The organism is Dokdonia donghaensis DSW-1, from assembly GCF_001653755.1.
GTDB classification, from domain to species: Bacteria; Bacteroidota; Bacteroidia; order Flavobacteriales; family Flavobacteriaceae; genus Dokdonia; species Dokdonia donghaensis.
In genome coordinates, this window is sequence record NZ_CP015125.1 from 381,304 (window position 1) to 403,945 (window position 22,642).

At 39.3% G+C, this 22,642-nt stretch carries 19 protein-coding genes; 7 read left to right on the forward strand and 12 right to left on the reverse strand.

Going from position 1 to position 22,642, the window contains the following annotated elements; all coding sequences use genetic code 11:
* Nucleotides 1-34 precede the first annotated feature (34 nt).
* From I597_RS01590 to I597_RS01605, 4 genes are all read right to left on the reverse strand, one after another.
* Nucleotides 35-1,213 (reverse strand): acyl-CoA dehydrogenase family protein, encoded by a 1,179-nt coding sequence (locus I597_RS01590; RefSeq protein ID WP_035325798.1) that lies wholly within the window; start codon nucleotides 1,211-1,213, stop codon nucleotides 35-37.
* 58 nt (nucleotides 1,214-1,271) lie between these two features.
* Nucleotides 1,272-2,090: a tRNA1(Val) (adenine(37)-N6)-methyltransferase gene (locus I597_RS01595; protein ID WP_035325799.1), complete on the reverse strand. Its 819-nt coding sequence runs from the start codon at nucleotides 2,088-2,090 to the stop codon at nucleotides 1,272-1,274.
* Nucleotides 2,090-2,614 (reverse strand): ribosome maturation factor RimM, encoded by a 525-nt coding sequence (rimM, locus tag I597_RS01600; RefSeq protein WP_035325801.1) that lies wholly within the window; start codon nucleotides 2,612-2,614, stop codon nucleotides 2,090-2,092. The genes I597_RS01595 and rimM overlap by 1 nt, the downstream gene beginning before the upstream one ends.
* 105 nt (nucleotides 2,615-2,719) lie before the next feature.
* Entirely contained in the window at nucleotides 2,720-3,238 is a 519-nt protein-coding gene (locus I597_RS01605; protein WP_035325802.1) for a 30S ribosomal protein S16, read from the reverse strand.
* A 130-nt stretch (nucleotides 3,239-3,368) separates the two neighbouring features.
* On the opposite strand from I597_RS01605, the gene I597_RS01610 reads away from it, so the two are divergent.
* The 3 genes from I597_RS01610 (at nucleotide 3,369) to dnaE (ending at nucleotide 9,438) form a co-directional block, all read left to right on the forward strand.
* On the forward strand, nucleotides 3,369-4,181 hold the full coding sequence (locus I597_RS01610; RefSeq protein WP_035325803.1) for a DUF6252 domain-containing protein: 813 nt from the start codon (nucleotides 3,369-3,371) through the stop codon (nucleotides 4,179-4,181).
* Nucleotides 4,182-4,397: 216 nt separating this feature from the next.
* The gene (locus I597_RS01615) at nucleotides 4,398-4,844 is read left to right on the forward strand and encodes a ferritin-like domain-containing protein (protein ID WP_035325805.1); all 447 of its coding nucleotides are present in this window, start codon (nucleotides 4,398-4,400) and stop codon (nucleotides 4,842-4,844) included.
* A gap of 202 nt (nucleotides 4,845-5,046) precedes the next feature.
* Nucleotides 5,047-9,438: a DNA polymerase III subunit alpha gene (dnaE, locus tag I597_RS01620; RefSeq protein ID WP_035325806.1), complete on the forward strand. Its 4,392-nt coding sequence runs from the start codon at nucleotides 5,047-5,049 to the stop codon at nucleotides 9,436-9,438.
* Here the strand turns inward: dnaE and I597_RS01625 are convergent.
* Nucleotides 9,435-9,833 carry a hypothetical protein gene (locus I597_RS01625; RefSeq protein ID WP_035325807.1) on the reverse strand — a complete coding sequence of 133 codons (399 nt, stop codon included), beginning with the start codon at nucleotides 9,831-9,833 and terminating at the stop codon, nucleotides 9,435-9,437. The genes dnaE and I597_RS01625 overlap by 4 nt on opposite strands.
* Before the next feature lie 243 nt (nucleotides 9,834-10,076).
* Here I597_RS01625 and I597_RS14850 point away from each other — a divergent pair, with 243 nt between their 5' ends.
* Genes I597_RS14850 through I597_RS01635 form a run of 3 tightly spaced genes read left to right on the forward strand, consistent with a single transcriptional unit; the run spans nucleotide 10,077 to nucleotide 12,868 of the window.
* A complete protein-coding gene (locus tag I597_RS14850) occupies nucleotides 10,077-10,235 on the forward strand; it encodes a hypothetical protein (RefSeq protein ID WP_157496170.1) in 159 nt (52 codons plus the stop codon).
* A 45-nt stretch (nucleotides 10,236-10,280) separates the two neighbouring features.
* Nucleotides 10,281-12,191, forward strand: a complete 1,911-nt coding sequence (locus tag I597_RS01630) for a tetratricopeptide repeat-containing sensor histidine kinase (protein ID WP_035325809.1) — start codon at nucleotides 10,281-10,283, stop codon at nucleotides 12,189-12,191.
* Nucleotides 12,192-12,202: 11 nt separating this feature from the next.
* Nucleotides 12,203-12,868 (forward strand): helix-turn-helix transcriptional regulator, encoded by a 666-nt coding sequence (locus I597_RS01635; protein WP_035325810.1) that lies wholly within the window; start codon nucleotides 12,203-12,205, stop codon nucleotides 12,866-12,868.
* Nucleotides 12,869-13,270: 402 nt separating this feature from the next.
* Here the strand turns inward: I597_RS01635 and odhB are convergent, their stop codons facing one another.
* Together odhB and I597_RS01645 are read right to left on the reverse strand one after the other, a co-directional pair.
* The gene (odhB, locus tag I597_RS01640; protein WP_035325812.1) at nucleotides 13,271-14,521 is read right to left on the reverse strand and encodes a 2-oxoglutarate dehydrogenase complex dihydrolipoyllysine-residue succinyltransferase; all 1,251 of its coding nucleotides are present in this window, start codon (nucleotides 14,519-14,521) and stop codon (nucleotides 13,271-13,273) included.
* Between the two features lie 69 nt (nucleotides 14,522-14,590).
* Complete coding sequence (locus I597_RS01645) at nucleotides 14,591-17,338, reverse strand: 2-oxoglutarate dehydrogenase E1 component (protein ID WP_035328828.1); 2,748 nt, start codon at nucleotides 17,336-17,338, stop codon at nucleotides 14,591-14,593.
* Between the two features lie 111 nt (nucleotides 17,339-17,449).
* On the opposite strand from I597_RS01645, the gene I597_RS01650 reads away from it, so the two are divergent.
* Nucleotides 17,450-17,989 (forward strand): hypothetical protein, encoded by a 540-nt coding sequence (locus tag I597_RS01650; RefSeq protein WP_035325813.1) that lies wholly within the window; start codon nucleotides 17,450-17,452, stop codon nucleotides 17,987-17,989.
* 16 nt (nucleotides 17,990-18,005) lie between these two features.
* On the opposite strand, the gene I597_RS01655 is transcribed toward I597_RS01650, so the two are convergent.
* The 5 genes from I597_RS01655 to I597_RS01675 are packed head-to-tail and all read right to left on the reverse strand — an operon-like array spanning nucleotide 18,006 to nucleotide 22,638.
* Nucleotides 18,006-18,290 (reverse strand): YciI family protein, encoded by a 285-nt coding sequence (locus I597_RS01655; protein ID WP_035325815.1) that lies wholly within the window; start codon nucleotides 18,288-18,290, stop codon nucleotides 18,006-18,008.
* Nucleotides 18,291-20,414 carry a methylmalonyl-CoA mutase gene (scpA, locus tag I597_RS01660; protein ID WP_035325816.1) on the reverse strand — a complete coding sequence of 708 codons (2,124 nt, stop codon included), beginning with the start codon at nucleotides 20,412-20,414 and terminating at the stop codon, nucleotides 18,291-18,293.
* Entirely contained in the window at nucleotides 20,407-21,000 is a 594-nt protein-coding gene (locus I597_RS01665) for a hypothetical protein (protein ID WP_035325818.1), read from the reverse strand. Before I597_RS01665 ends, scpA begins: the two co-directional genes overlap by 8 nt.
* Nucleotides 21,001-21,002: 2 nt before the next feature.
* Entirely contained in the window at nucleotides 21,003-22,358 is a 1,356-nt protein-coding gene (locus I597_RS01670) for a methylmalonyl-CoA mutase subunit beta (protein WP_035325820.1), read from the reverse strand.
* Nucleotides 22,348-22,638, reverse strand: a complete 291-nt coding sequence (locus I597_RS01675) for an FtsB family cell division protein (RefSeq protein WP_316930951.1) — start codon at nucleotides 22,636-22,638, stop codon at nucleotides 22,348-22,350. The genes I597_RS01670 and I597_RS01675 overlap by 11 nt, the downstream gene beginning before the upstream one ends.
* Nucleotides 22,639-22,642: the final 4 nt, after the last annotated feature.

A 22,642-nucleotide genomic window follows, 5' to 3' on the forward strand; every position in this document is an offset into this window, starting at 1 on the left:
TGTAATGAGGCTTTTTCAGTTAGAGTAACGTTTACTATTTAAAAGCATTCTCACCTGTAATATCAAGCCCTGTTATAAGCAAGTGTATGTCGTGCGTACCTTCATACGTGATGACACTTTCTAGGTTCATCATATGGCGCATAATACTATACTCTCCTGTAATACCCATACCACCTAGCATCTGGCGTGCCTCACGAGCAATTTTTATAGCCATCTCAACATTATTACGCTTTGCCATAGATATTTGTGCAGACGTGGCTCTATCTTCATTTTTGAGCTGCCCTAGTCTAAAAGCTAGTAATTGTGCCTTTGTAATCTCTGTAATCATTTCTGCCAGCTTCTTTTGCTGCAATTGGAAAGCGGCAATAGGCTTCCCAAACTGGATACGCTCTTTTGCATAACGCAATGCAGTATCATAACAGTCCATTGCGGCTCCTATCGCCCCCCAAGCAATACCAAAACGTGCCGAATCAAGACACCCTAATGGCGCTCCTAGTCCAGATTTGTTTGGTAATAAATTTTCTTTAGGCACTTTTACGTCTTGAAAGATAAGCTCTCCTGTTGCACTTGCTCTAAGTGACCATTTATTGTGAGTCTCTGGAGTAGAAAATCCCTCCATTCCTCTTTCTACTATAAGACCGTGTATACGTCCTTCTTCATTTTTTGCCCACACTACAGCCACATCACAAAATGGGCTGTTTGAGATCCAAAGTTTTGCCCCGTTTAAAAGATAATGGTCTCCCATATCTTTAAAGTTTGTGACCATCCCACTAGGGTTAGATCCGTGGTCTGGTTCTGTAAGTCCAAAAGATCCCATAAACTCACCAGAGGCTAGTTTTGGTAAAAACTTGTTGCGCTGCTCTTCAGAGCCATATTTCCAAATAGGATACATCACTAGTGAAGATTGCACAGAGGCTGTAGATCGCACACCAGAGTCACCACGCTCTATCTCTTGCATTATAAGTCCGTAAGAGATTTGATCAAGACCTGCACCTCCATACTCTTCTGGAATATAAGGACCAAAAGCACCTATCTCTGCTAGGCCTGGAATAATAGATTTTGGAAACTTTGCATCCTGCGCTGCTTGTTCTATTATAGGTGATACATCACGCTTTACCCAAGCGCGGGCAGCATCACGTATAAGTTTATGTTCTTCGGTAAGGAGATCGTCTAGATTATAATAATCTGGAGCCTCAAAAAGATCTGGTTTCATAGCTTAGTTTTTTGCTTCGTAAAAGTAGCGAAAACGTTTTCAATGCCCAAAACCCTGCTTACATTTTGATATAGAAGTCTCTAACTAGTGACACATATGCATCGGTATAGTCGTGACGTGACTTTTCGATAATAAGCGTTGTTATCTCTGCGGGACTTTGCGGGGTTACGCTTTCGCGAAAGCGGTCTTCTCCACCTACCACTTCTTTATCTTGAAAAGCAAATGAGAAAGACATAAGACTGCGCTTTACTGGTGCGTCTGGGGTTCCTTTTACTCTGGTAATTCTTGTAGGCACAAGTTGTGCTCTTGAACATAGCAAAATGAAATCTTCTTCACGCTCATAAGGAATGATCACATTAAATGTACCCTCTGGCGAAAGAAGCTTTGCCACCGCTCCCACAAGTAATTCAAAAGGCATTGCAGACTCAAACCTTGCTTGCTCTCTTGCATCTAGGGCTGCACCATCATTTTGTGACTTTTCTTTTAATGCGTCTTGTGAGGCTTGTGTGAGATCTTCTGTATAAAATGGGGGATTACAAACTATAAGATCATACTCATCATCTACCTCTGCCGCAAACTCGTATAAATGTGCGTGGTAACAAAACAGACGATCACCCCAGTCACTGTTTTCAAAATTTTCGGTAGCCTGCTCATAGGCATTATCATCTAGCTCTACGGCATCTATAGTTTGTGCATCGCAGCGTTGTGCTAGCATAAGTGCAATCACACCTGTGCCTGTCCCTATATCGAGTATGCTATCTGGGTATGCCTCTGTAGACGTCCAAGCACCTAGCAAGACACCATCTGTACCTATTTTCATCGCGCAGCGATCTTGGGCGATGGTAAACTGTTTGAATTTAAAGGGTTTTGATGACATTATATATATAAATCTATCAAGCCTTCAGGTAATTCAAAATGCATTTGCTTATTCTCGCGGTCTACCTTTTTGATAAAGTCATCTACCATAGGGATGAGTACTTGAGAGCCGTCACGATCTATTTCAAAAATAGCCTGTGTATTACTGTCATTTACATAAGTGATAGTTCCTATTTCTCCAAAAGCCTTGTCTACCGCAGTAAAGCCTACTACCTCGTGAAAGTAAAACTGATCCCCACTTAGCTCAGGAAGTAAATCTAGGGGAAGGTATAAACCTGCTCCTATCATATCATCTGCATCTTCTTCTGTATCTATATCTTCAAATTTTACACGTAGCAATGTAGATTTGTGCAACTGTGAAGACTCAATAAAATAAGGTACAAGACTAGGTCCAAAATCTATAAAGACAGAGTCCATATCTACATACTGGTCTGGCTCGTCTGTATCTAGTTTTGCGAGCAGCTCGCCTTTAAAGCTGTACTTGCGCACTATTTTACCTAGGTAAAAACATTCTTCCTTTTTCATAGACTGTAAAAATACAATGATATCTTATAAAATAAGAAAACGTCCTAATAATTACATTAGGACGTTTCTGTTACATTTATAAAGCCCGTGGGCTTATAATGCTGTTTACTCTTCAGAGTCTGAAGCTGCTGCTTCACCCTCTGCACCAGGAGCATCCTCAGCATCTGCAACCACTTCTGGTTGTGCTGCTGCGATACGAGCCTCGTTTACAGCTTTCTCAGCTGCAAGAGCGTCTGCTTTTGCTTTTTCTTCTGCTTTAGAAAGGTCACCTTTCTTAGCTGCTACTTTAGAAGCTTTTTCTTCTAACCAAGCGTTGAATTTTTCTTCCGCTTGCTCTTCAGTAAGCGCTCCTTTACGTACACCACCTGCAAGGTGATTTTTGAGCATTGCTCCTTTGTACGATAAAAGACGTTTTGCCGTCTCAGTAGGCTGCGCTCCATTTTGTAACCAAGTTACAGCTCCATCTACATCTAGATCAATCTGTGCTGGGTTAGTGTTTGGATTGTAAGTACCTATTTTTTCTAAGTATTTACCATCTCTCTTTGCGCGTGCATCTGCTGCTACGATCCAGTAAAAAGGTTTTCCTTTTTTACCGTGTCTTTGTAATCTAATTTTAACTGACATAAAAGTTAATTTGTGGGGTACCCGACCCCTGTTTTTATTTAAGTCTGCAAATATACTACAATTTTTGATCCATTCGACACGTTATGTCTTTAATATAGAGTACTTTTGCAAAATATTTAAGACACCCTCAATGAAAGTAGTATTCCTTACATTAATAAGTGTAATGCTCTTTACTTCTTGTAGTACAATAGAAGACAATAGTCCGGCTTTACAAGGAATTAAAGACAGCTTACTCTTTAGAGCAAATGACTCGAGAGCCATTTTCAATACAGACGGAAGCCTAGTTGTCACTGGAGAGCGCGGCCTTGAAGCCGTTAATCTTCTTGTTAACAACCAGAGCCAGAGTCCCGTTACCCTAGGCGGATCAAATAACACAAATATAGCTGTATACACAGATGAGAATGGTGTAGAGTACAGCACACTTAACCCTCTTTCTCGAGGAAATTTTGCTTATTCTCTTAACGGCGACAACAGCCTCTCTGGAGAGTTTAACTTTACCGCATATACAGAATCACTGCAAGATTCTGTTTTCTTTTATAGAGGTGTTGCATATCAAGTCCCTATACTAAGTCCTTTAATGAATGAACCAGAAGTAATTGTACTTCAAAACAACTTTACTGCAAAGGTAAATACGATAATGTTTACTCCTACTATCATAAATAGTTCGGTATCTGGTAATCTTATAACCGTAGTGGGACAAACTTCTACCACATCTCTTGCGTTAAACTTTCCGCTCAACACAATGGCAGGTGACTATTTATTAGGTACAAATCCAGACCTCTCGGCTGGCTATACGGTTCCCAATGGAGTGTCTAATGCTACATCTGGAGAGCTTACCATCATAACAAATGACGCAGCAAATGAGCTTATCGTAGGTACCTTTTCTTTTCAAACAGATGATGGGTTTGAGGTAACAGAAGGAGCATTTACTATAAATTACTAAATTTTATTACGCTTTCGCGAAAGCGTAGCCACCCACAATACAAGCACACCACAAGGGGTGCTTTTTCTTTTATGTTAAGTATTTTAAGACACTTAACACAGATTTACGTTAATATGCGCCAAATCTAGCGCTATGAGGTTAAAGGTGGTTAAACCTCTATCCCAAAGCCCTGTCTGCCTGTACCTTTATATCATTACTAACAACAAAAAATATATTATGAGCTATACAGAAGAAGTAGGAAATAAGTTAAACAATTTATTAACCAAGTCATATGATGCAGAAGCTGGCTACAAGAAAGCAGCAGAAAAAGTAAGCAACACAGGACTAAAAAACTTTTTTAATAACCGTGCTCAAGATCGATATAACTTTGGACACGAAATTAAGGAAGAGGTACGCAGCTTCGGCCAAGAAGTAGACAAAGGAACAAGCTTTACAGCAGATGCGCACAGAGCGTGGATGGATGTAAAAGCAGCTTTTACAACAGATAATGACGAAGCGGTTTTAGAAGAAGCAATACGAGGAGAAAAGGCCTCTGTAGAAACATATAACGAAGTACTCGCAGAGACTTCATTACCAAACTCAACAAGAACAATACTAGAAAAACAACGTAATAGCATACAGAATGCTCTTAACGAAGTAAAAACTCTTGAAGAGTGGGCATAATTGCCACATTTTAAAAAATTGGATTTGAAAAAGGAGAAAAATCCCAACCAGTAGGTTGGGATTTTTTTTTGCATCAATTTCTCATCATCAGCCACTTATAACGAGTAATATTATTGTGCATAAATCATTAAAATTTGACATTAATTAAGCACACATTAAAGAGTAAAATTCTGTACATTTCTTATCCACATTTTTTACGCCTATGTACCTCATTTTTGACACCGAAACTACAGGACTTCCAAAAAACTGGAACGCTCCTATTACAGACTCAGACAACTGGCCACGCTGTATACAGATAGCCTGGCAGCTGCACGATGAGATGGGACAAGTCATAGAGCACCAAGATTATCTAGTAAAGCCAGATGGTTTTGACATTCCCTATGATGCAGAGCGTATACACGGGATATCAACAGCGCTGGCAGAAAAAGATGGAGTAGCACTCTCAGAGGTTCTTGAGAAGTTTAATATCGCACTATCTCAAGCAAAATATGTGGTGGGTCAAAACGTAGGTTTTGATACAAATATTATGGGCGCCGAGTTTCACAGACTCAACATTGGTAACGACCTGCAAGAGCTACCCGTACTAGATACGTGTACAGAAAAAACAGCAACACTTTGCCAGTTACCAGGAGGGCGAGGTGGAAAATTTAAACTACCTACACTTACAGAATTACACAAACATCTTTTTGGTGAGGGTTTTGGAGAAGCCCACAATGCTACGGCAGATGTTGAGGCGACTACGCGTTGCTTTTTAGAACTTATACGCCAGCGTGTTTATACAAAAGAGGAGCTAGATGTACAGCCAGACTATTTTGACAGGTTCTCTCAAGCAAACCCGCAGCCTATTGAGTTTATAGGGCTCAAGCACATCAATCTCAAAAAAGCCTCTGAGCAAATTGCAAAAAAACTAGCTGCGCAAAATGAAGCCCCAGAAATATCACAAACAGAACTAGAAGATAATGCGGCCAAGCTCTCTGAGGTTAAGTTTGCCCATCTACATAACCACTCACAGTTTTCTATACTGCAGTCTACCGCTAGCGTACAAGATATTGTAAAGGCTGCTGCGGCTCAAAAAATGCCTGCAGTCGCTATGACAGATATGGGTAATATGATGGGGGCTTTTCACTTTACAAAAGCGGTAAAGTCACATAACGCAGGCGTAAAAAAAGCAAATGCCGCAGCCGTAGAGGCGGGAGAAGAACCAGAAGGAGTACCTCTTAAAGCCATTATAGGTTGTGAGTTTAACGTATGTGTAGACCACAAAAACAAAAGCCAGAAGGACAATGGGTACCAAATAGTAATCCTTGCCAAAAATAAAAATGGATATCAAAACCTCTGTAAAATGGCGTCTATTGCCTACACAGATGGTTTTTATTATGTACCTCGTATAGATCGTAATGTGATAATGCAATATCGCGATGATCTTATTGTACTCACAGGTAACCTATATGGAGAGGTGCCTAGCAAAATACTTAACGTAGGCGAAAAACAAGCCGAGGAAGCGCTCGTTTGGTGGAAAGAACAGTTTGGTGATGATCTTTATGTTGAGTTAATGCGTCACGGGCAAGAAGATGAGGATAGGGTGATGCCTGTTCTTATTGCGCTTTCGCGAAAGCATAATATTAAAACCGTCGCATCAAATAACACGTTTTACATCGATAAATCTGATGCAGATGCGCACGATGTATTGCTTTGTGTAAAAGATGGAGAAAAAGTGGCAACGCCAAAGGGACGTGGTCGTGGCTATCGTTATGGCCTTCCTAATGATGAGTACTACTTTAAAAGTGGAGAGGAAATGAAAACCCTCTTTGCAGATGTGCCAGAAGCTATTTTAAATGTACAAGAGGTTGTTGATAAAATCGAACCTTATGAACTAGCGAGAGACGTACTGCTTCCAGCTTTTGACATACCTCAAGAATTTGTATCTCCAGAAGATGCAATAGATGGTGGAAAACGTGGTGAAAATGCTTTTTTAAGACATCTGGTTTATGAAGGTGCAAAAAAACGCTATGGCGAAGAACTCTCAGAAGAAGTTACAGAACGTTTAGATTTTGAGCTTGACGTTATAGAAAAAACAGGATACCCGGGTTACTTCTTGATTGTAGAAGATTTTATACGCGAGGCTCGTAATATGGATGTATCTGTAGGACCTGGTCGTGGATCTGCCGCGGGATCTGTTGCAGCATACTGTTTATGGATTACAAACATAGACCCAATGAAGTATGACCTACTTTTTGAGCGTTTCTTAAATCCGGATCGTGTGAGTATGCCCGATATTGATATTGATTTTGATGATGAAGGTCGCGGGCGTGTAATGCAATATGTAATAGATAAGTATGGTGCAAATCAAGTTGCACAAATTATTACATACGGTACAATGGCTGCAAAGTCTTCTATACGTGATACCTCTAGAGCACTAGATCTATCACTAGGAGATGCAGATCGTATTGCAAAGCTTATACCTACTATGAGTAAGCTGCGAAAGATATTTGGAAAAACAGATGCAGAGCTACGTAGCGCGTTTAGATCTGATGATCTTCCAAAAGTGCAGGAGCTTATTAATATAGAAACACAAGACAATCTGGAAGGCCAAATGCTAAGGCAAGCACGCCAACTAGAGGGATCTGTACGTAACACGGGGATACACGCCTGTGGAGTGATTATTACACCAGATGATATTACAAATTTTGTACCTGTTGCACTAGCAAAAGACTCAGATCTCTATGTAACACAGTTTGACAACTCTGTAGTAGAAGAGGCTGGATTGCTTAAAATGGACTTCTTGGGTCTGAAGACCCTTACACTTATAAAGGACACTGTTAAGCTTGTAAAGTATCGCCACAATGTAGATCTGGATCCTGAGAATTTCCCTCTGGATGATGAAAAAACATACGAACTCTTCCAGCGTGGAGATACCGTAGGGATTTTTCAATATGAATCACCTGGTATGCAAAAGCATATGCAATCTCTTAAACCTACCGTTTTTGAAGATCTTATTGCGATGAATGCCCTTTATCGTCCAGGTCCTATGGAATACATTCCCTCCTTTGTAAGAAGGAAGCACGGAGAAGAAGAAATTGAGTATGATCTCCCAGCGATGGAAGAGTACTTAAAAGAGACTTATGGTATTACTGTATATCAAGAGCAAGTGATGCTTCTATCTCAAAAACTTGCCGACTTTACAAAGGGTGAGGCAGATGTACTGCGTAAGGCAATGGGTAAAAAGCAAATTGCAGTTCTTGATAAAATGAAGCCTAAGTTTATAGAACAGGCATCTGCAAAAGGACACGATCCAGAAAAGCTGGAAAAAATATGGAAAGACTGGGAGGCTTTTGCCGCGTATGCCTTTAACAAGTCTCACTCTACCTGTTATGCTTGGATTGCTTATCAAACAGCATATCTAAAAGCACACTACCCAGCAGAGTATCTTGCCGCTGTACTTTCTAATAATATGAATGATATAAAGCAAGTAACATTCTTTATGGAAGAGGCAAAACGTATGGGACTAGAAGTACTAGGCCCAGATGTAAATGAATCTTTTAGAAAATTTACTGTAAATGATAATGGCGCTGTGCGTTTTGGTATGGGTGCGGTAAAAGGCGTAGGTACAGGAGCGGTTGCCACTATTGTAGAAAATAGAAAAGATGGTAAGTACAAATCTGTTTTTGACTTTGCACGTCGCGTAGATTTACGTGCAGCAAATAAGAAAGCCTTTGAAAGCCTTGCCCTTGCTGGTGGTTTTGACGAACTAGACGGCGACACCCACCGAGCGCAGTTCTTTAATGATAATGGTGATGGGATTACCTTTTTAGAAAAAGCTGTAAAGTACGGTGCTCGCTATCAAGAGAATGAAAATAGCTCGCAGGTAAGCCTTTTTGGCGAGTCAAGTGAGGTGCAAATTCCAGAACCAGAAGTTCCGCCGTGTGAAGAATGGGGCACAATGGAGAAGCTCAAACGTGAGAAAGAAGTGGTAGGTGTATATATATCTGGTCACCCACTAGATGATTTTAAAACCGAGATGGAAACCTTTTGTAACGCAACAGTTAGCCACTTTAACCAGATGGAAGCTTTTGTAAATAGGGAGCTCACCTTTGGCGGGGTGATTACAGATGTACAACATCGCGTATCAAAAAATGGTAAAGGCTGGGCTGCCTTTACAGTAGAGGATTTTACAGATAGTTTTGAGTTTAGAATGTTTGGAGAAGAGTACCTCAAGATGAGGCACTTCTTAATACCTAATAGTTTTATACACGCAAAGGTCTTTATAAAAGACGGCTTTACTAATAGGGAAACTGGACGAAAAGGAGATCCTCGCACACAGTTTAACAGTATACAGCAACTTCAAGATGTTATGGAGAATAATGCAAAAAAGCTCACCATAAACATTGATATTAATGAAGTAGCTGAAGCTCGTGTAGCCGAAATTAAAGAAATATTAGACCAACATATGGGTAGTGCAAAACTGCACTTTCAAGTCTTTGAACCTAAGGAAAAAATCTACGTAAAAATGCCTAGCAAAAAGATCAAGGTCAAAATTTGCCAAGAACTACTAGATTCTCTAGATCACAATAAAATACACTATAAGTTAAACTAAGCAACATTACGAGAAGGCACTAGCTCTCTACGTACAAGTATTGTAACTTCTTCTTTATAATTCTCCGTCTGTAGCGTATAAGTAAATGCCTGCGGATTTTTGCTACTCTTAACACCCTGCATACTAGCTTGATGTAAAAGATAAGTGGCATAATTAGGATACCCTAGATACTTACAAAGCATCTCTATCATCTTTGCGTTAGGGCATAGCTCATCTTCATCAACCCCATCTACATAACTATTGTAATAATTGAGAAGCGTTCTTCTTGAAATTTGATACTTACACTCGCACCATAAACTATTTGCTAGGTGATCTGCCCATTGTGTTTTCGTGTTTCCGGGGGTTTCTGTTTCCGCTTTCGCGAAAGCGGACAAAACAATTTTTCTAAACATCATAATGGTATTTTTTTTCTAATTCATTCTTACATACAAGTCTATTAAGAACAGGAAAGGATTTTCCATCGGTTTTCCATCTAGCACTCTTGATAAGCTAGATATTTACGTATCTAAAAGATAATCAGTACACAAAGAACGATAATTGGCAATAGGTTTCATAAAGGAAATCCGTAAAATGCAGCATATTTTTTCTTTATGTAGGTTTTTTCTTTCAAAAAATTATAACCCTGAAACATTAAAATTATGAAAACCACAATTTACATCTTAGCATTTTTATTTATGGGAGCAACCTTTACTGCTTGCACTCCAGATACCGTGACCGAAGAAAGTGATCGTATAGAAAGCACCTGGGGAGAGGATGATAACAATGGAGAAGAAAAGGAAGATGAAGAGGGTAATTAGACCTTTTGCATCTTAATATTTTTCACTAATTCGTATATTAGAGGGATGAAAAAGTTTGTTCTATCATCCCTTTTTTTACTGTATAGTTTTACGGTTTACAGCACCCTCCCATCTCAGAAATATAAGGCTGAGGATAGTTTACTGTACTACAAAAAGTTAAGCCGTAAAAAAAAAGAATCTTACAAAGATAGACTGGCAGCAAATGATAAAGCAATTTACTGGTCAAGACAAGTGTCTGACTCTGTATACCTTGAACAACTAATCTATAGGTGTGATTTGTATTATTATGATAAGCAATACGATCAAGCAATTGCCCAGACTAAAACAGTATTAGACGAAGCAACTAGACTAAAAAGCAAGCGATTTATCGCTCAATCTTATGATAATCAAGGAAATATTTATAAGAAAAAACAGAATACTTCTGAGGCTTTTACAAACTATGTACACGCCATAGAACTCTTTACTGAGTTAAAGGATAGTATACAGATTATAAAAATTTCAAAAAAAGCGAGCTACATACAAACCAGTCTTGGCGATATAGATGGAGCAGAATATACTATTGTAAATGCTCTTGACTATAGTAACACATTAAAGGACCCATCAGAAATCTCTTGGTTCTATGATATTCTGGGTAGGGTTTATAGGGAGCGTGGCTTATGGAAAGAGGCCATACGGTACCATCGCAAAGCATTACAACTTGCTAACGCTTCAAGTAGTAAAGCCTCACTCATTAATAATTATGCTATCACGCTACTTAAATCTGGTGACAATAACGGCGCCATACAACAACTAGAGGTAGGTCTTGCCTATAAAGATAGCCTGTCACTTAAAACATTATATAGACTCAAAGATAATTATGGCTTTGCAAAATCACGTGCTGGACACAAAGACGCGATACCCTTACTAGAAGAAGCTTTAGACTTGAGAAGTGATATAAATGACATACCTGGAGAATATGCGAGTCATATACACCTTGCAGAGGCTTATATGGCATTAGAAAACACTAAAAAAACTGCATATCACGCACAACAAGCTTATAACATATCTTCTAAAGCTAAGAATACTGAGGCTGTTATAAAAGCGCTCGATTATTTGATCCCAGTAACTAAAGAGTCTAATGTCCTTTTTGAAGAATACACCTCCCTATCAGATTCTCTAACTAAAGCTCAAAACAAAGCTAAGTTTGACTTTGCAAAGCTGCGCTATGATGTAGAAAAGGCAGAAGAACGAGAAAATATCGCCTTACAAAAAATTACAGCCTCACAGCTTCGCGAAGACATAGCAATTAGAAAAAGAAACTGGGCTTTAGCTGGCATAGGAGCTCTTTTAATCATAGGTATTGTTTTTATATTGTACCAGCGTGAGAAATCAAAAAAACAGCGAATACTAGATCGCTATGAAACAGAAAAACGCCTTGCCAAAAAACTACACGATGAGCTTGCAAACGAGATTTACTTAGTTATGAATGAGGTTGAAAATGAAGTACATTCTCCAGCTGTAGCAGATAGACTTGAAGACATTTACAAGTTAAGTAGAGACCTCTCTAGAGAGACAAAACCTATACAAACAGATGAGAACTTCCCGACAGAACTTGCAATGAACTTACAAACCTATACCTCATCAGAACGCAAACTTATATTAAGAGGTCTGGAATCTATAAACTGGAGTGTTATTAATCCCGAAGTAAAAATCGAGATTTACAGAGTACTACAAGAGTTAATGACTAATATGAGAAAGCATAGTAAAGCTTCTCTTGTAGCGCTAGTTTTTAAGAGTGTAGATAAACTTTTAGAAATTAATTACAGTGACAATGGTAAAGGAGTATCGCTATCGAGAGATAATCGCGGGAGCGGTTTGTTAAACACGCAAACCCGTCTCAAATCTCTAGGAGGAGAAATAAAATTTGACTCTGCGGTAGATGAAGGTTTTAGAGCAGAATTATCAATCCCTATTTAATTTACAGTACAATGTTTAAAAAAATTCTAGCGGCCGAGGATATAGACAACATAAAACTAGGTGTCTCTTCTATTCTTAAACAGCTCAAAATACCAGAAGTCGTACACGTGGAGTACTGTGATGAAGCTTTTTTAGAGTTTAAAATGGCCATACAAGACAACGCTCCCTTTGACCTTTTAATTACAGACCTCTCCTTTAAAGAATCTCATCGCAAAGAACGCCTTACCTCTGGAGAACACCTTTTTAAAGCATTAAAAGAGGTAGACCCGTCCATTAAGGTAATCGTCTACTCTATGGAGGATCACCCACAACGTTTTGACAGCCTTTGGAAATCTGGCTTGCTAGATGGTTATGTTTGTAAAGATAGACGAGGACTAGAAAATCTTAAGGAAGCCATAGAGCAGGTCGCAAAAGGTGAAAAATACATCTCTCAACACCTTGCAGATAATGTAAAACAAAAAAATCTGGTAGAACTCAATAACTACGACATCGAGCTATTAAGTCTTCTCGCAGATGGGGCTACACAAGATGAAATACAGCATTATTTTAAATCCAAAAATATGAAACCTTACAGCCGCAGTAGTATTGAGAAGCGACTGCGTGAGTTGCGCACTGAGTTTGGTGCAAAAACTACCATACACCTCATACGCTTACTAGCCGACTTGCGCCTGATTTAAAAAAAGTCAAAAAAAATTAAAAAAAAACGCCCAAATAAAGGAAATCCGTAAAATTTTACCTCCATACCATCATATCTTTGTGACTCCCCCCGTAGCTTTTTTCGAAAGAGGGTTATTATTCAAGATTTTGATGATATTTGAAAAAAAGCTATTATAAAACTCTCATTTCTTATAATGGGAGTTTTTATTTTTATGATTACGCAAACCTAAGCTTTCCCCCAACTGAAAAGCACTCATTGAATTTTTTTAATGAGTGTTTTTTTTTGCACAACTATGAAACGCATCTAACAGGACTTACATACTTTGATTATTAATACTATGGAGACCGCTTTCGCGAAAGCGTAAAAAAGAAAAGCCAACTTATTACAAGTTGGCTTTCATATATTATTATATCCTAATTATTTACATCTCTAGGGCTTTCTTGATATCTCCATCCATAAGAATGTTAATAGGATCTTCTAGTGCTTCTTTTACTGCTACTAAGAATCCTACAGACTCTTTACCATCGATAATTCTGTGATCATAAGATAATGCTACAAACATTATAGGTGCGATTACAATCTCACCATCTTTTACGATAGGGCGCTCTACGATATTGTGCATTCCTAAGATACCAGATTGAGGTGGGTTTATGATAGGTGTAGATAACATAGATCCAAATACACCTCCATTTGAAATTGTAAAGGTTCCTCCTGTCATCTCGTCTACAGTAATCTTACCGTCTCTAGCTCGTATTGCAAGGCGTTTTACCTCGCTCTCAACTCCTCTAAAAGAAAGGTTTTCTGCATTTCTAATAACTGGTACCATAAGTCCTTTAGGTCCTGATACGGCAATTGAGATGTCTTTGTAATCAAAAGTGAGCATCTCCTTACCATCTATCATACTGTTTACAGCAGGATACATTTCAAGAGCTCTTACTACTGCTAGTGTAAAGAAAGACATAAACCCTAAGCCTACGCCGTGCTTTGCCTTAAAATCTTCTTTGTATTGCTTGCGCAGGTCAAATATAGGCTGCATATTTACCTCGTTAAAGGTAGTAAGCATTGCTGTAGTGTTTTTTGCTTGAACTAGACGCTCTGCAACTTTACGACGTAGCATAGATAACTTAGTACGTGAGTCACCTCTAGATCCTGGTCCTGGAGTTCCCATAGAAGGTGTTGCTTTTACAGCATCTTCTTTAGTCACGCGACCCGCTCTACCTGTACCCGTAACCTGACTAGCAGTCATTCCTTTTTCATCAAGAATTTTTCTTGCTGCTGGACTTGGAGTTCCAGATGCGTATGTCTTTTCAGTTTCGGCTGGAGCTTTTTCTCCCGTGTTAGGAGTTGCTGCTTGTTCCTTTTTAAGGTTTTCTTCTACTTTACCGTCTCCACCACCTTCGTCTCCACCTTCATAGGTGTCTGTAGCTGGCGCCTCTGCAGCAGTATCAATAAGGCACACAACTGCACCTACCTCAACAGCATCACCTTCTTCTGCTTTAAGTGTAATGACTCCACTCATCTCTGCTGGAAGCTCGAGCGTTGCTTTATCACTGTCTACCTCGGCAATGGCCTGGTCTTTTTCTACATAATCGCCGTCTTCAACGAGCCATTGTGCGATTTCAACTTCTGTGATGGATTCTCCCGGTGAAGGGACTTTCATTTCTAAAACCATAATGTTTCTGGTTACGCCAGTGTTACTCAACTTACTTAGATGAAGGACGCTGGCGGCTATTAATTGTTACTATTTTACAGGCGCTTCAAAAACGCTATCTATTACTTTTTTGTGTCTTGCTTTTGATCTTGTACTACTTCCCGCAGCTGGAGATGCATATACACGTCGCGATGCTACTCTAAGTTTTACTTGATCAAAATTCATAAGCATATAACCCCAAGCTCCCATATTTCTAGGCTCTTCTTGTGCCCAGACATAATCTGTTACATTAGGATAACTTGCGATAATATCTTCTAACTGCTTTTGTGGCAGTGGGAATAATTGCTCTATACGTACAAGGGCTACATCATCACGGCCATTTTCCTTACGACGCTCTAAGAGATCATAATAAAACTTACCTGTACAGAATACAAGTGATGTAACCTTTTTCTTATCTACCTCAGTATCGTCAAGTACTTCTTGAAAAGAGCCTGTGGTAAGCTCTTCTTTAGTACTCACTACAAGAGGATGTCTTAATAGTGACTTAGGTGTAAAGACTACAAGCGGTTTTCTAAAATTCCACTTCATCTGGCGACGTAGTAGGTGGAAGAAGTTTGCTGGCGTAGTTACATCTGCCATTATAAGGTTATCTGTAGCACAAAGCTGGAGGTAACGTTCCATACGAGCACTAGAGTGCTCAGAACCTTGACCTTCATACCCGTGAGGCAATAACATCACGAGTCCGTTTTGTGTTTTCCACTTAGACTCTGCAGCGCTTATGTATTGGTCTAGCATTATCTGTGCGCCATTTGAAAAATCTCCAAATTGAGCCTCCCAGATAGTAAGTGTCTTAGGAGCAGCCATCGCATACCCGTAGTCAAAACCTACCACTCCATACTCAGAGAGTAGTGAGTTATAGATATCCATCTTACCAGCTACGCCTAAACGGTTGTGTAGATTAATCTCCTCTACATCATCTTCTGTTTTGATAATAGCGTGACGGTGAGAGAATGTTCCTCTCTCTACATCTTGTCCAGATATACGTACATTAAATCCTTCTTCCATAAGAGAACCGTAAGCAAGAAGCTCACCCATTCCCCAGTCTAATTGATTCTTTTCTGTATACTGCTTATTTCTATCTGCAACTATACGCTGTATCTTGCGTATGAATTTTTTATCTTCTGGTAACTTAGTAATACCATCTGCTATAACATCTAGCTTACTTATATCATAGGTAGTATCTACAGGAGTAAGAATATCTTCTCTACTTCCTATCTCATACCCTTCCCAGTCATCTGCAAGAATCTCAGTAATTACTGTTTTATCTCTCTTACGAGATTCTTCAAGATCTTCTTCAAGATCATCTTTATATTCTTTTTCGAGCTGCTTTACGTATCCCTTTTCTATAACCCCTTCTTTAAGAAGTCTTTCTGCATAGATATCACGTGGATTTGCGTGTTTTGAGATTGCTTTATATAGTAAAGGCTGTGTAAATCTAGGCTCATCACCTTCATTATGTCCATACTTTCTATAACCTAGTATGTCTATAAATACATCACGACCAAATTGCATTCTAAAATCAAGTGCAAAGGCAAATGCGTGACATACAGACTCTACATCATCTGCATTTACGTGTAGTACTGGAGACAAAGTAACCTTACCCACATCTGTGCTATAGGTAGATGATCTCGCATCGAGATAGTTTGTAGTAAAACCTACTTGGTTATTTGCTACAATATGTATCGTACCACCCGTTCGATATCCTTCTAACTGTGCCATTTGCACAATTTCATATACAATACCTTGACCAGCTACGGCAGCATCTCCGTGTATAGCAATAGGAAGGATTTTCTTCTCATCTCCTCCTAACTGATTATCTATTTTTGCACGAGACATCCCCTCTATCACTGCTCCTACAGTCTCGAGGTGAGATGGGTTAGGTGCTAGGTCCATACGTATTTTGTGTCCCTTATCGCTTTCGCGAAAGCTAGTCCACCCCATATGGTATTTTACATCTCCATCAAAAAGCTCATCCTCATCATACTCTTTTCCGTCAAACTCAGAAAAGATTGCCTCTGGTGATTTTCCGAAGATATTTGCCAGTACATTAAGACGACCACGGTGTGCCATCCCTACTACAAATTGCTCAACACCTTTATCAGACCCTCTCTCGATAAGCGTATCAAGTCCCGGAATCATAGCGTCAAGTCCTTCTACAGAAAAACGTTTTTGCCCTACATACTTAGAGTGCAAGAAACCTTCAAAAGAAGCTGTTTGATTTAATTTTTTGAGAATATGCCTTTTTTCCTCTTTTGAAAAAGAAGGATGGTTATCATTTTTATTGAGCCAGTTCTGTATCCAAGCAATCTCTTCTGGATTACGAATGTACATATACTCAATACCTATGTGGTCACAATATATGGCCTCAAGGTGATTTACAATCTCTTGTAACGTCTTCTTCCCAATACCTAAAATTGAACCAGCTTCAAACTCTGTACTAAGATCAGACTTAGAGAGTCCAAAGTTTTCTATCTCTAGTGTAGGTGCATATTTACGACGTGCACGTACAGGGTTAGTCTTTGTAAAGAGGTGACCTCTGTTACGGTATCCGTCTATTAATTTTACTATTTGAAATTCTTTTTGAATTCCTTCAGGAATAACCACAGTCTCTCCCCCTACATCACCAGTAACCTCTTCTGCACTTTCTAGCCCAAAGTCAAAACCTTGAAAAAAAGCGCGCCAGCTAGCTTCTACACTATCCGGGTTAAGTAAATATTGATCGTAAAGCTCAGCAAAGTAAGCGGTATGTGCGGCATTCAGAAATGAAAATCTATCCATTTGATATTTAAGTTCTGCGTCTTGCGACTTTAGAAAAGCAAAAATACGATAATTAACATTTTTGGACATATAATACCTATATTTATAACAGAGAATTAAGACACTACAGCTATGAAATGCAATTTTTTAGGGATTATACTACTTACGGGCCTCTTTTTTACAATGACAACAACAACCCAAGCGCAAGAGATTACTACAAAACCTAAAAGTGAGTTTTGGAGCAAGGTGCGTTTTGGTGGTGGATTAGGCTTAAATTTTGGCCGAAACAATACGAACATCACGGTTGCACCGAGTGCATTGTATCAACCCAATCAATATGTCGCATTTGGTCCAGGGCTTAATTATACCTATCAAAAATTTGGAGATTTTAAAACAACCCTTGTAGGGGCAAGTGCTATTGTCATTTCAAATCCGCTTGATTTCTTACAGCTTTCTGGAGAGTTTGAACAACTTCGCGTTTTTCAATCGGTTTCTGGACTACCAGACATTCCAAACTCTTGGAATACTGCACTCTTTCTGGGCGCGGGATACCGTCTCAACGTAGGAGGAAATAGTCTAGGCGCAATCGGGATACGTTACAATGTACTCTTTGACGATAATGATTCTGTTTATGCAGATGCGTGGCAGCCTTTTGTGAGGGTTTATTTTTAATACACGTTTACTACTACTATAACTTTGAACCTAGCACAACATTCCACTCTTTAATTTCCCAAGAAGAAACAATACCGTTTTTCACATAAGGGTCTTGTGCCGCAAATGTCTCAACTTGTGATTTGTCTTTTACTTGAAGGATTAGCACACCTGTTTCACCAGGACCTTCTGTAGCACCACCTAGTAGAAGACTGCCCGCAGCTACAGCTGCTTTTGCAACCTCAAAATGATCTTTGCGATAGGGCGTTCTTTTCTCTAAATAATTTTCTACAAAAGTATATGTAAGGATGTAATATTTCATCTAGTCCATCATAATCTCTAAAAGACCTATCGCTGCCTCACTTATTTTTGTTCCAGGCCCAAAAACTGCTGCGGCTCCAGCCTTAAATAAAAATTCATAATCTTGCTGTGGAATCACTCCTCCCACAATCACCATAATATCTGGTCTTCCTAGCGCCTTTAATTCTTCGATTACTTGAGGTACTAATGTTTTGTGACCAGCCGCAAGTGATGAGACTCCTAGTATGTGCACATCATTTTCTACTGCTTGTTTCGCTGCCTCTTTAGGTGTTTGAAATAGCGGCCCTATATCCACATCAAACCCTATATCTGCATATCCTGTTGCTACTACTTTTGCTCCACGGTCGTGACCGTCTTGTCCCATTTTGGCAATCATAATTCTAGGACGACGCCCGTCTTGTGTTGCAAATTGGTTTGCGAGTTGTTGCGCTTTCGCGAAAGCGGAATCTTCTTTCATCTCTTTGCTATATACACCACTAAAGGATTGTATCTGCGCTTTGTGACGCCCATAAACCTCCTCTAGTGCATCTGAAATTTCTCCTAGGGTTGCTCTTTCTCTAGCTGCTATAACCGCAAGTGATAATAAATTACCATTGCCCTCTCTAGCTGCGTTTGTAAGCGCCTCTAAAGCTTGAGAAACTTTAGCTGAGTCTCTGTCATTTTTGATTTGATCCAGACGCTTAAGCTGGCCATCACGCACCTTTGTATTATCTACATCAAGTATATCTAGGTGCTCATCTTCTGTAGGTCTATATTTATTAACTCCTACTATAATATCTTGACCACTATCTATGCGGGCTTGCTTTCTAGCAGCTGCCTCTTCTATTCTAAGTTTAGGAATACCAGCTTCTATAGCTTTAGTCATACCTCCTAGCTCCTCTACTTCTTGAATAAGCTCCCAGGCTTTATGAGCAATATCATTTGTGAGAGACTCTACATAATAGCTACCCGCCCACGGGTCTACAGTCTTTGTAATATGTGTTTCTTGCTGTAAGAAAATTTGTGTGTTACGAGCAATACGTGCAGAGAAATCTGTAGGCAAGGCAATGGCCTCATCTAATGCGTTTGTGTGCAAACTCTGCGTCCCTCCAAAAGCCGCTGCTGCAGCCTCAATAGTTGTGCGTGCAACGTTATTAAATGGATCTTGCTCTGTAAGACTCCAACCACTAGTCTGACAGTGCGTTCTCAAGGCAAGAGACTTAGGGTTTTTAGGGTTAAATTGTTTTACAATTTTTGCCCATAACATTCTGGCGGCACGCATCTTTGCGATTTCCATAAAGTGGTTCATCCCTATTGCCCAGAAAAACGAAAGCCTTGGTGCAAAGCTGTCTATATCCATCCCAGCAGCAAGCCCAGTTTTTATATACTCCAACCCATCTGCTAGGGTGTATGCGAGTTCTATATCACAAGTTGCTCCAGCTTCTTGCATATGATATCCAGAGATTGAGATACTATTAAATTTAGGCATCTCCTTTGCTGTATATTCAAAGATATCTGAGATAATTCTCATAGATGGTGTAGGAGGATATATGTACGTGTTACGCACCATAAATTCCTTAAGAATATCATTTTGGATTGTACCCGAAAGTAGCGCCGTATCTACTCCTTGCTCTTGTGCTGCGACTATATAAAATGCCATAATAGGAAGCACTGCTCCATTCATAGTCATAGAGACAGACATTTTATCTAGCGGTATCTGGTCAAAAAGGATTTTCATATCCTCTACCGAGTCTATCGCCACACCTGCCTTACCCACATCTCCTACTACGCGCTCGTGATCACTATCATAACCACGGTGTGTTGCGAGATCAAAAGCTACCGAGAGTCCCTTTTGGCCTGCAGCAAGGTTTCTACGATAGAATGCGTTACTATCTTCTGCAGTAGAAAAACCTGCATACTGGCGTATCGTCCAAGGCCTTCTTACGTACATTGTGCTGTAAGGCCCGCGTAAGTTAGGCGCCATACCGGCCACAAAATCTAAGTGCTCTAGATCTTTAACGTCTTCTGGAGTATAGGTCGATTTTACATCTATCTTTTCGGCAGTGGTTTTTAAAACCACATCTTGTTGAGAACTACTTCTTACTTGAGCCCCAAGGGTGATATGTTGTACGTCTCTTCTACTCATTACTTTCTTGCGCTACTTGCGCTACTGGCGCAAGATGTTGATAAAATGCATCTAGTGCCACATAGAGCGCAGTGACTCTTTGATCTTTTGCTTGTCTCCCAAAATTACGCATACGTGAGTTAAACAATTTTGGGTTCATAGTATTAGTCTCTACAAGGGCATTTATAGTGGTAGACAGATCTTTATCTTCCATATTATTTATAACACACTGCACTGCAGGATGCTTATAGTTAAGATTACTAGTGCCTCCATCTTCAAGCAAAATATTGCGAGCCAGTAATTCTTTATAAATAGCAATGGAGTGACTTGTTGCAACTCTGTCAAACTCTGCTGTACCCGTAAAACCTACATACAAGTAGCGACCGTACGCGCTGTTTAAAATTTTTGCCTCTGGATCATATGCCTCTGTAATATCTTGTTCAAATTGATATAGCGCCTCGTTAAGCAACGAGCTATCTTTACCACCACAGGTAGTTATACTTTCTTTTTCTGAATGTTGTAGTGCAAGTTCTTTCTTGTTGTCACAAGATATTAGGCTTACAGACAAAAGGAGAACCACTACTACTAGTTGATTAATTTTTATCATATCTACTCAGTTTTAAGACGCTCTTTTTCGACAGTTTCTGCGAGACGTCTCATTATTATAGGTTCGATTATTGTTTTGCGTGGGTTTATTTTTACAAAAGGATATAACTCAAGATTATCCTTCATCTTATCATCTTGATTAGGATGCTTGTTAGTTCCTAATAAAGTAATGACTCCCTCATCAAAAAGCTGCTGCTCTCTAGTTGCGCTTTCTTTAATCTTGCGTTGTACGGTTCCGTCTTTGAGTTGTTTTAATAGACCCCCATTGCGCTCTATATCCTTAAACAGCGTAAGTGCTTTTTCCGCTAGCTGATGGGTGAGTTCCTCAACATAGTAAGATCCATCTGAAGGATTTTGTACCGCATCAAAATAGCTTTCTTCTTTGAGCACTATTAATTGATTTCGAGATATGCGCTGTCCAAAATCATTTGTTTTATGATACAACGCATCGTAAGGCATATTTACCACCCAGTCTGCTCCTCCTAAAACTGCGCTCATACACTCTGTAGTGGTACGCAACATATTGGTGTTATAGTCGTAAATAGTTTTATTTCTACGGCTGGGGTGCGCTACGATTTTAATTGCTGTGTCTTGATAAGAAAAAGCACTTAAAACAGTTTGTGCTAATTCTCTTAATGCTCTAAGCTTTGCAATTTCAAAAAAGTAATTTGTACCTACACTTACCTCGACAACTACTTCCTCCAGTTTAAGATTTTCTTGCTCACAAAAATTTAAATACTCAGCCAGCTGTGCCATACCGTATGCCAGTTGCTGGACCATAGTTGCTCCAGCATTCTGATAAAGTGTAGTATCTATTGTAAAGGATGGCGCTGCTTCTTGTATAACTTCTTTAAAATCTTTATGATCCTTATTGAGATTTGTAAACCAGTTACCATCTAAAGCAAGATGGTTAATAATATCCAGCTTTACTACGAGCTCATACTTATCACTATATCGATATAGCTCCTTGTAAAATTGTGCGTCTAAAAATGACAGATCAAAATACAGAGGCACAGAGGCATCACTAAGCGTTGTAAATAACGCAGCTATATCAAAAGGCTTATTGGCTTGAAAATAAACAGCCTCTACACCATTTACTATAGCATTATTTGCCGTCTCTGCAGACTGTACTGCTTGATTTATAAAAATTTTCTCTCCTATAAACCAATGCTTAGGTAGTGTGATGTTTGCCGTTTTTTTTACCTCATCTTTATGGTAAAAAGGACGTACGTGTATACCCTCTAAGCTCTGCCAGACAAGTGTATCGTTATAATCTGCACCCTTAAGATCAAACTGTATTTTCTGTTTGTATGCTTTTGCAGATACTGGATCAAATTCTGAAAATAAACTAGTCTTCATTTTCCTGTTTTAAACTATCTTGATATTCAATAATGTAAATCTCTTCGTTATCCTTTTTCATAAGATATTCTTCACGAGCAAACCGCTCTAAACCTGCGCTATCTTTGAGCTGTAGTATTTGAGCATTATCCTTTGAAATTTCGTTTTTAAAATAATCACGGTTACCCTTTAACTTATCTCGCTCTTGGTTAAGCTCTCTATGTAATAGGTATGAACTCCCGTCAAAAAACAGCATCCAGATTAAGAAAATGATGGTAATGAGTAAATATTTATTACTCAATACT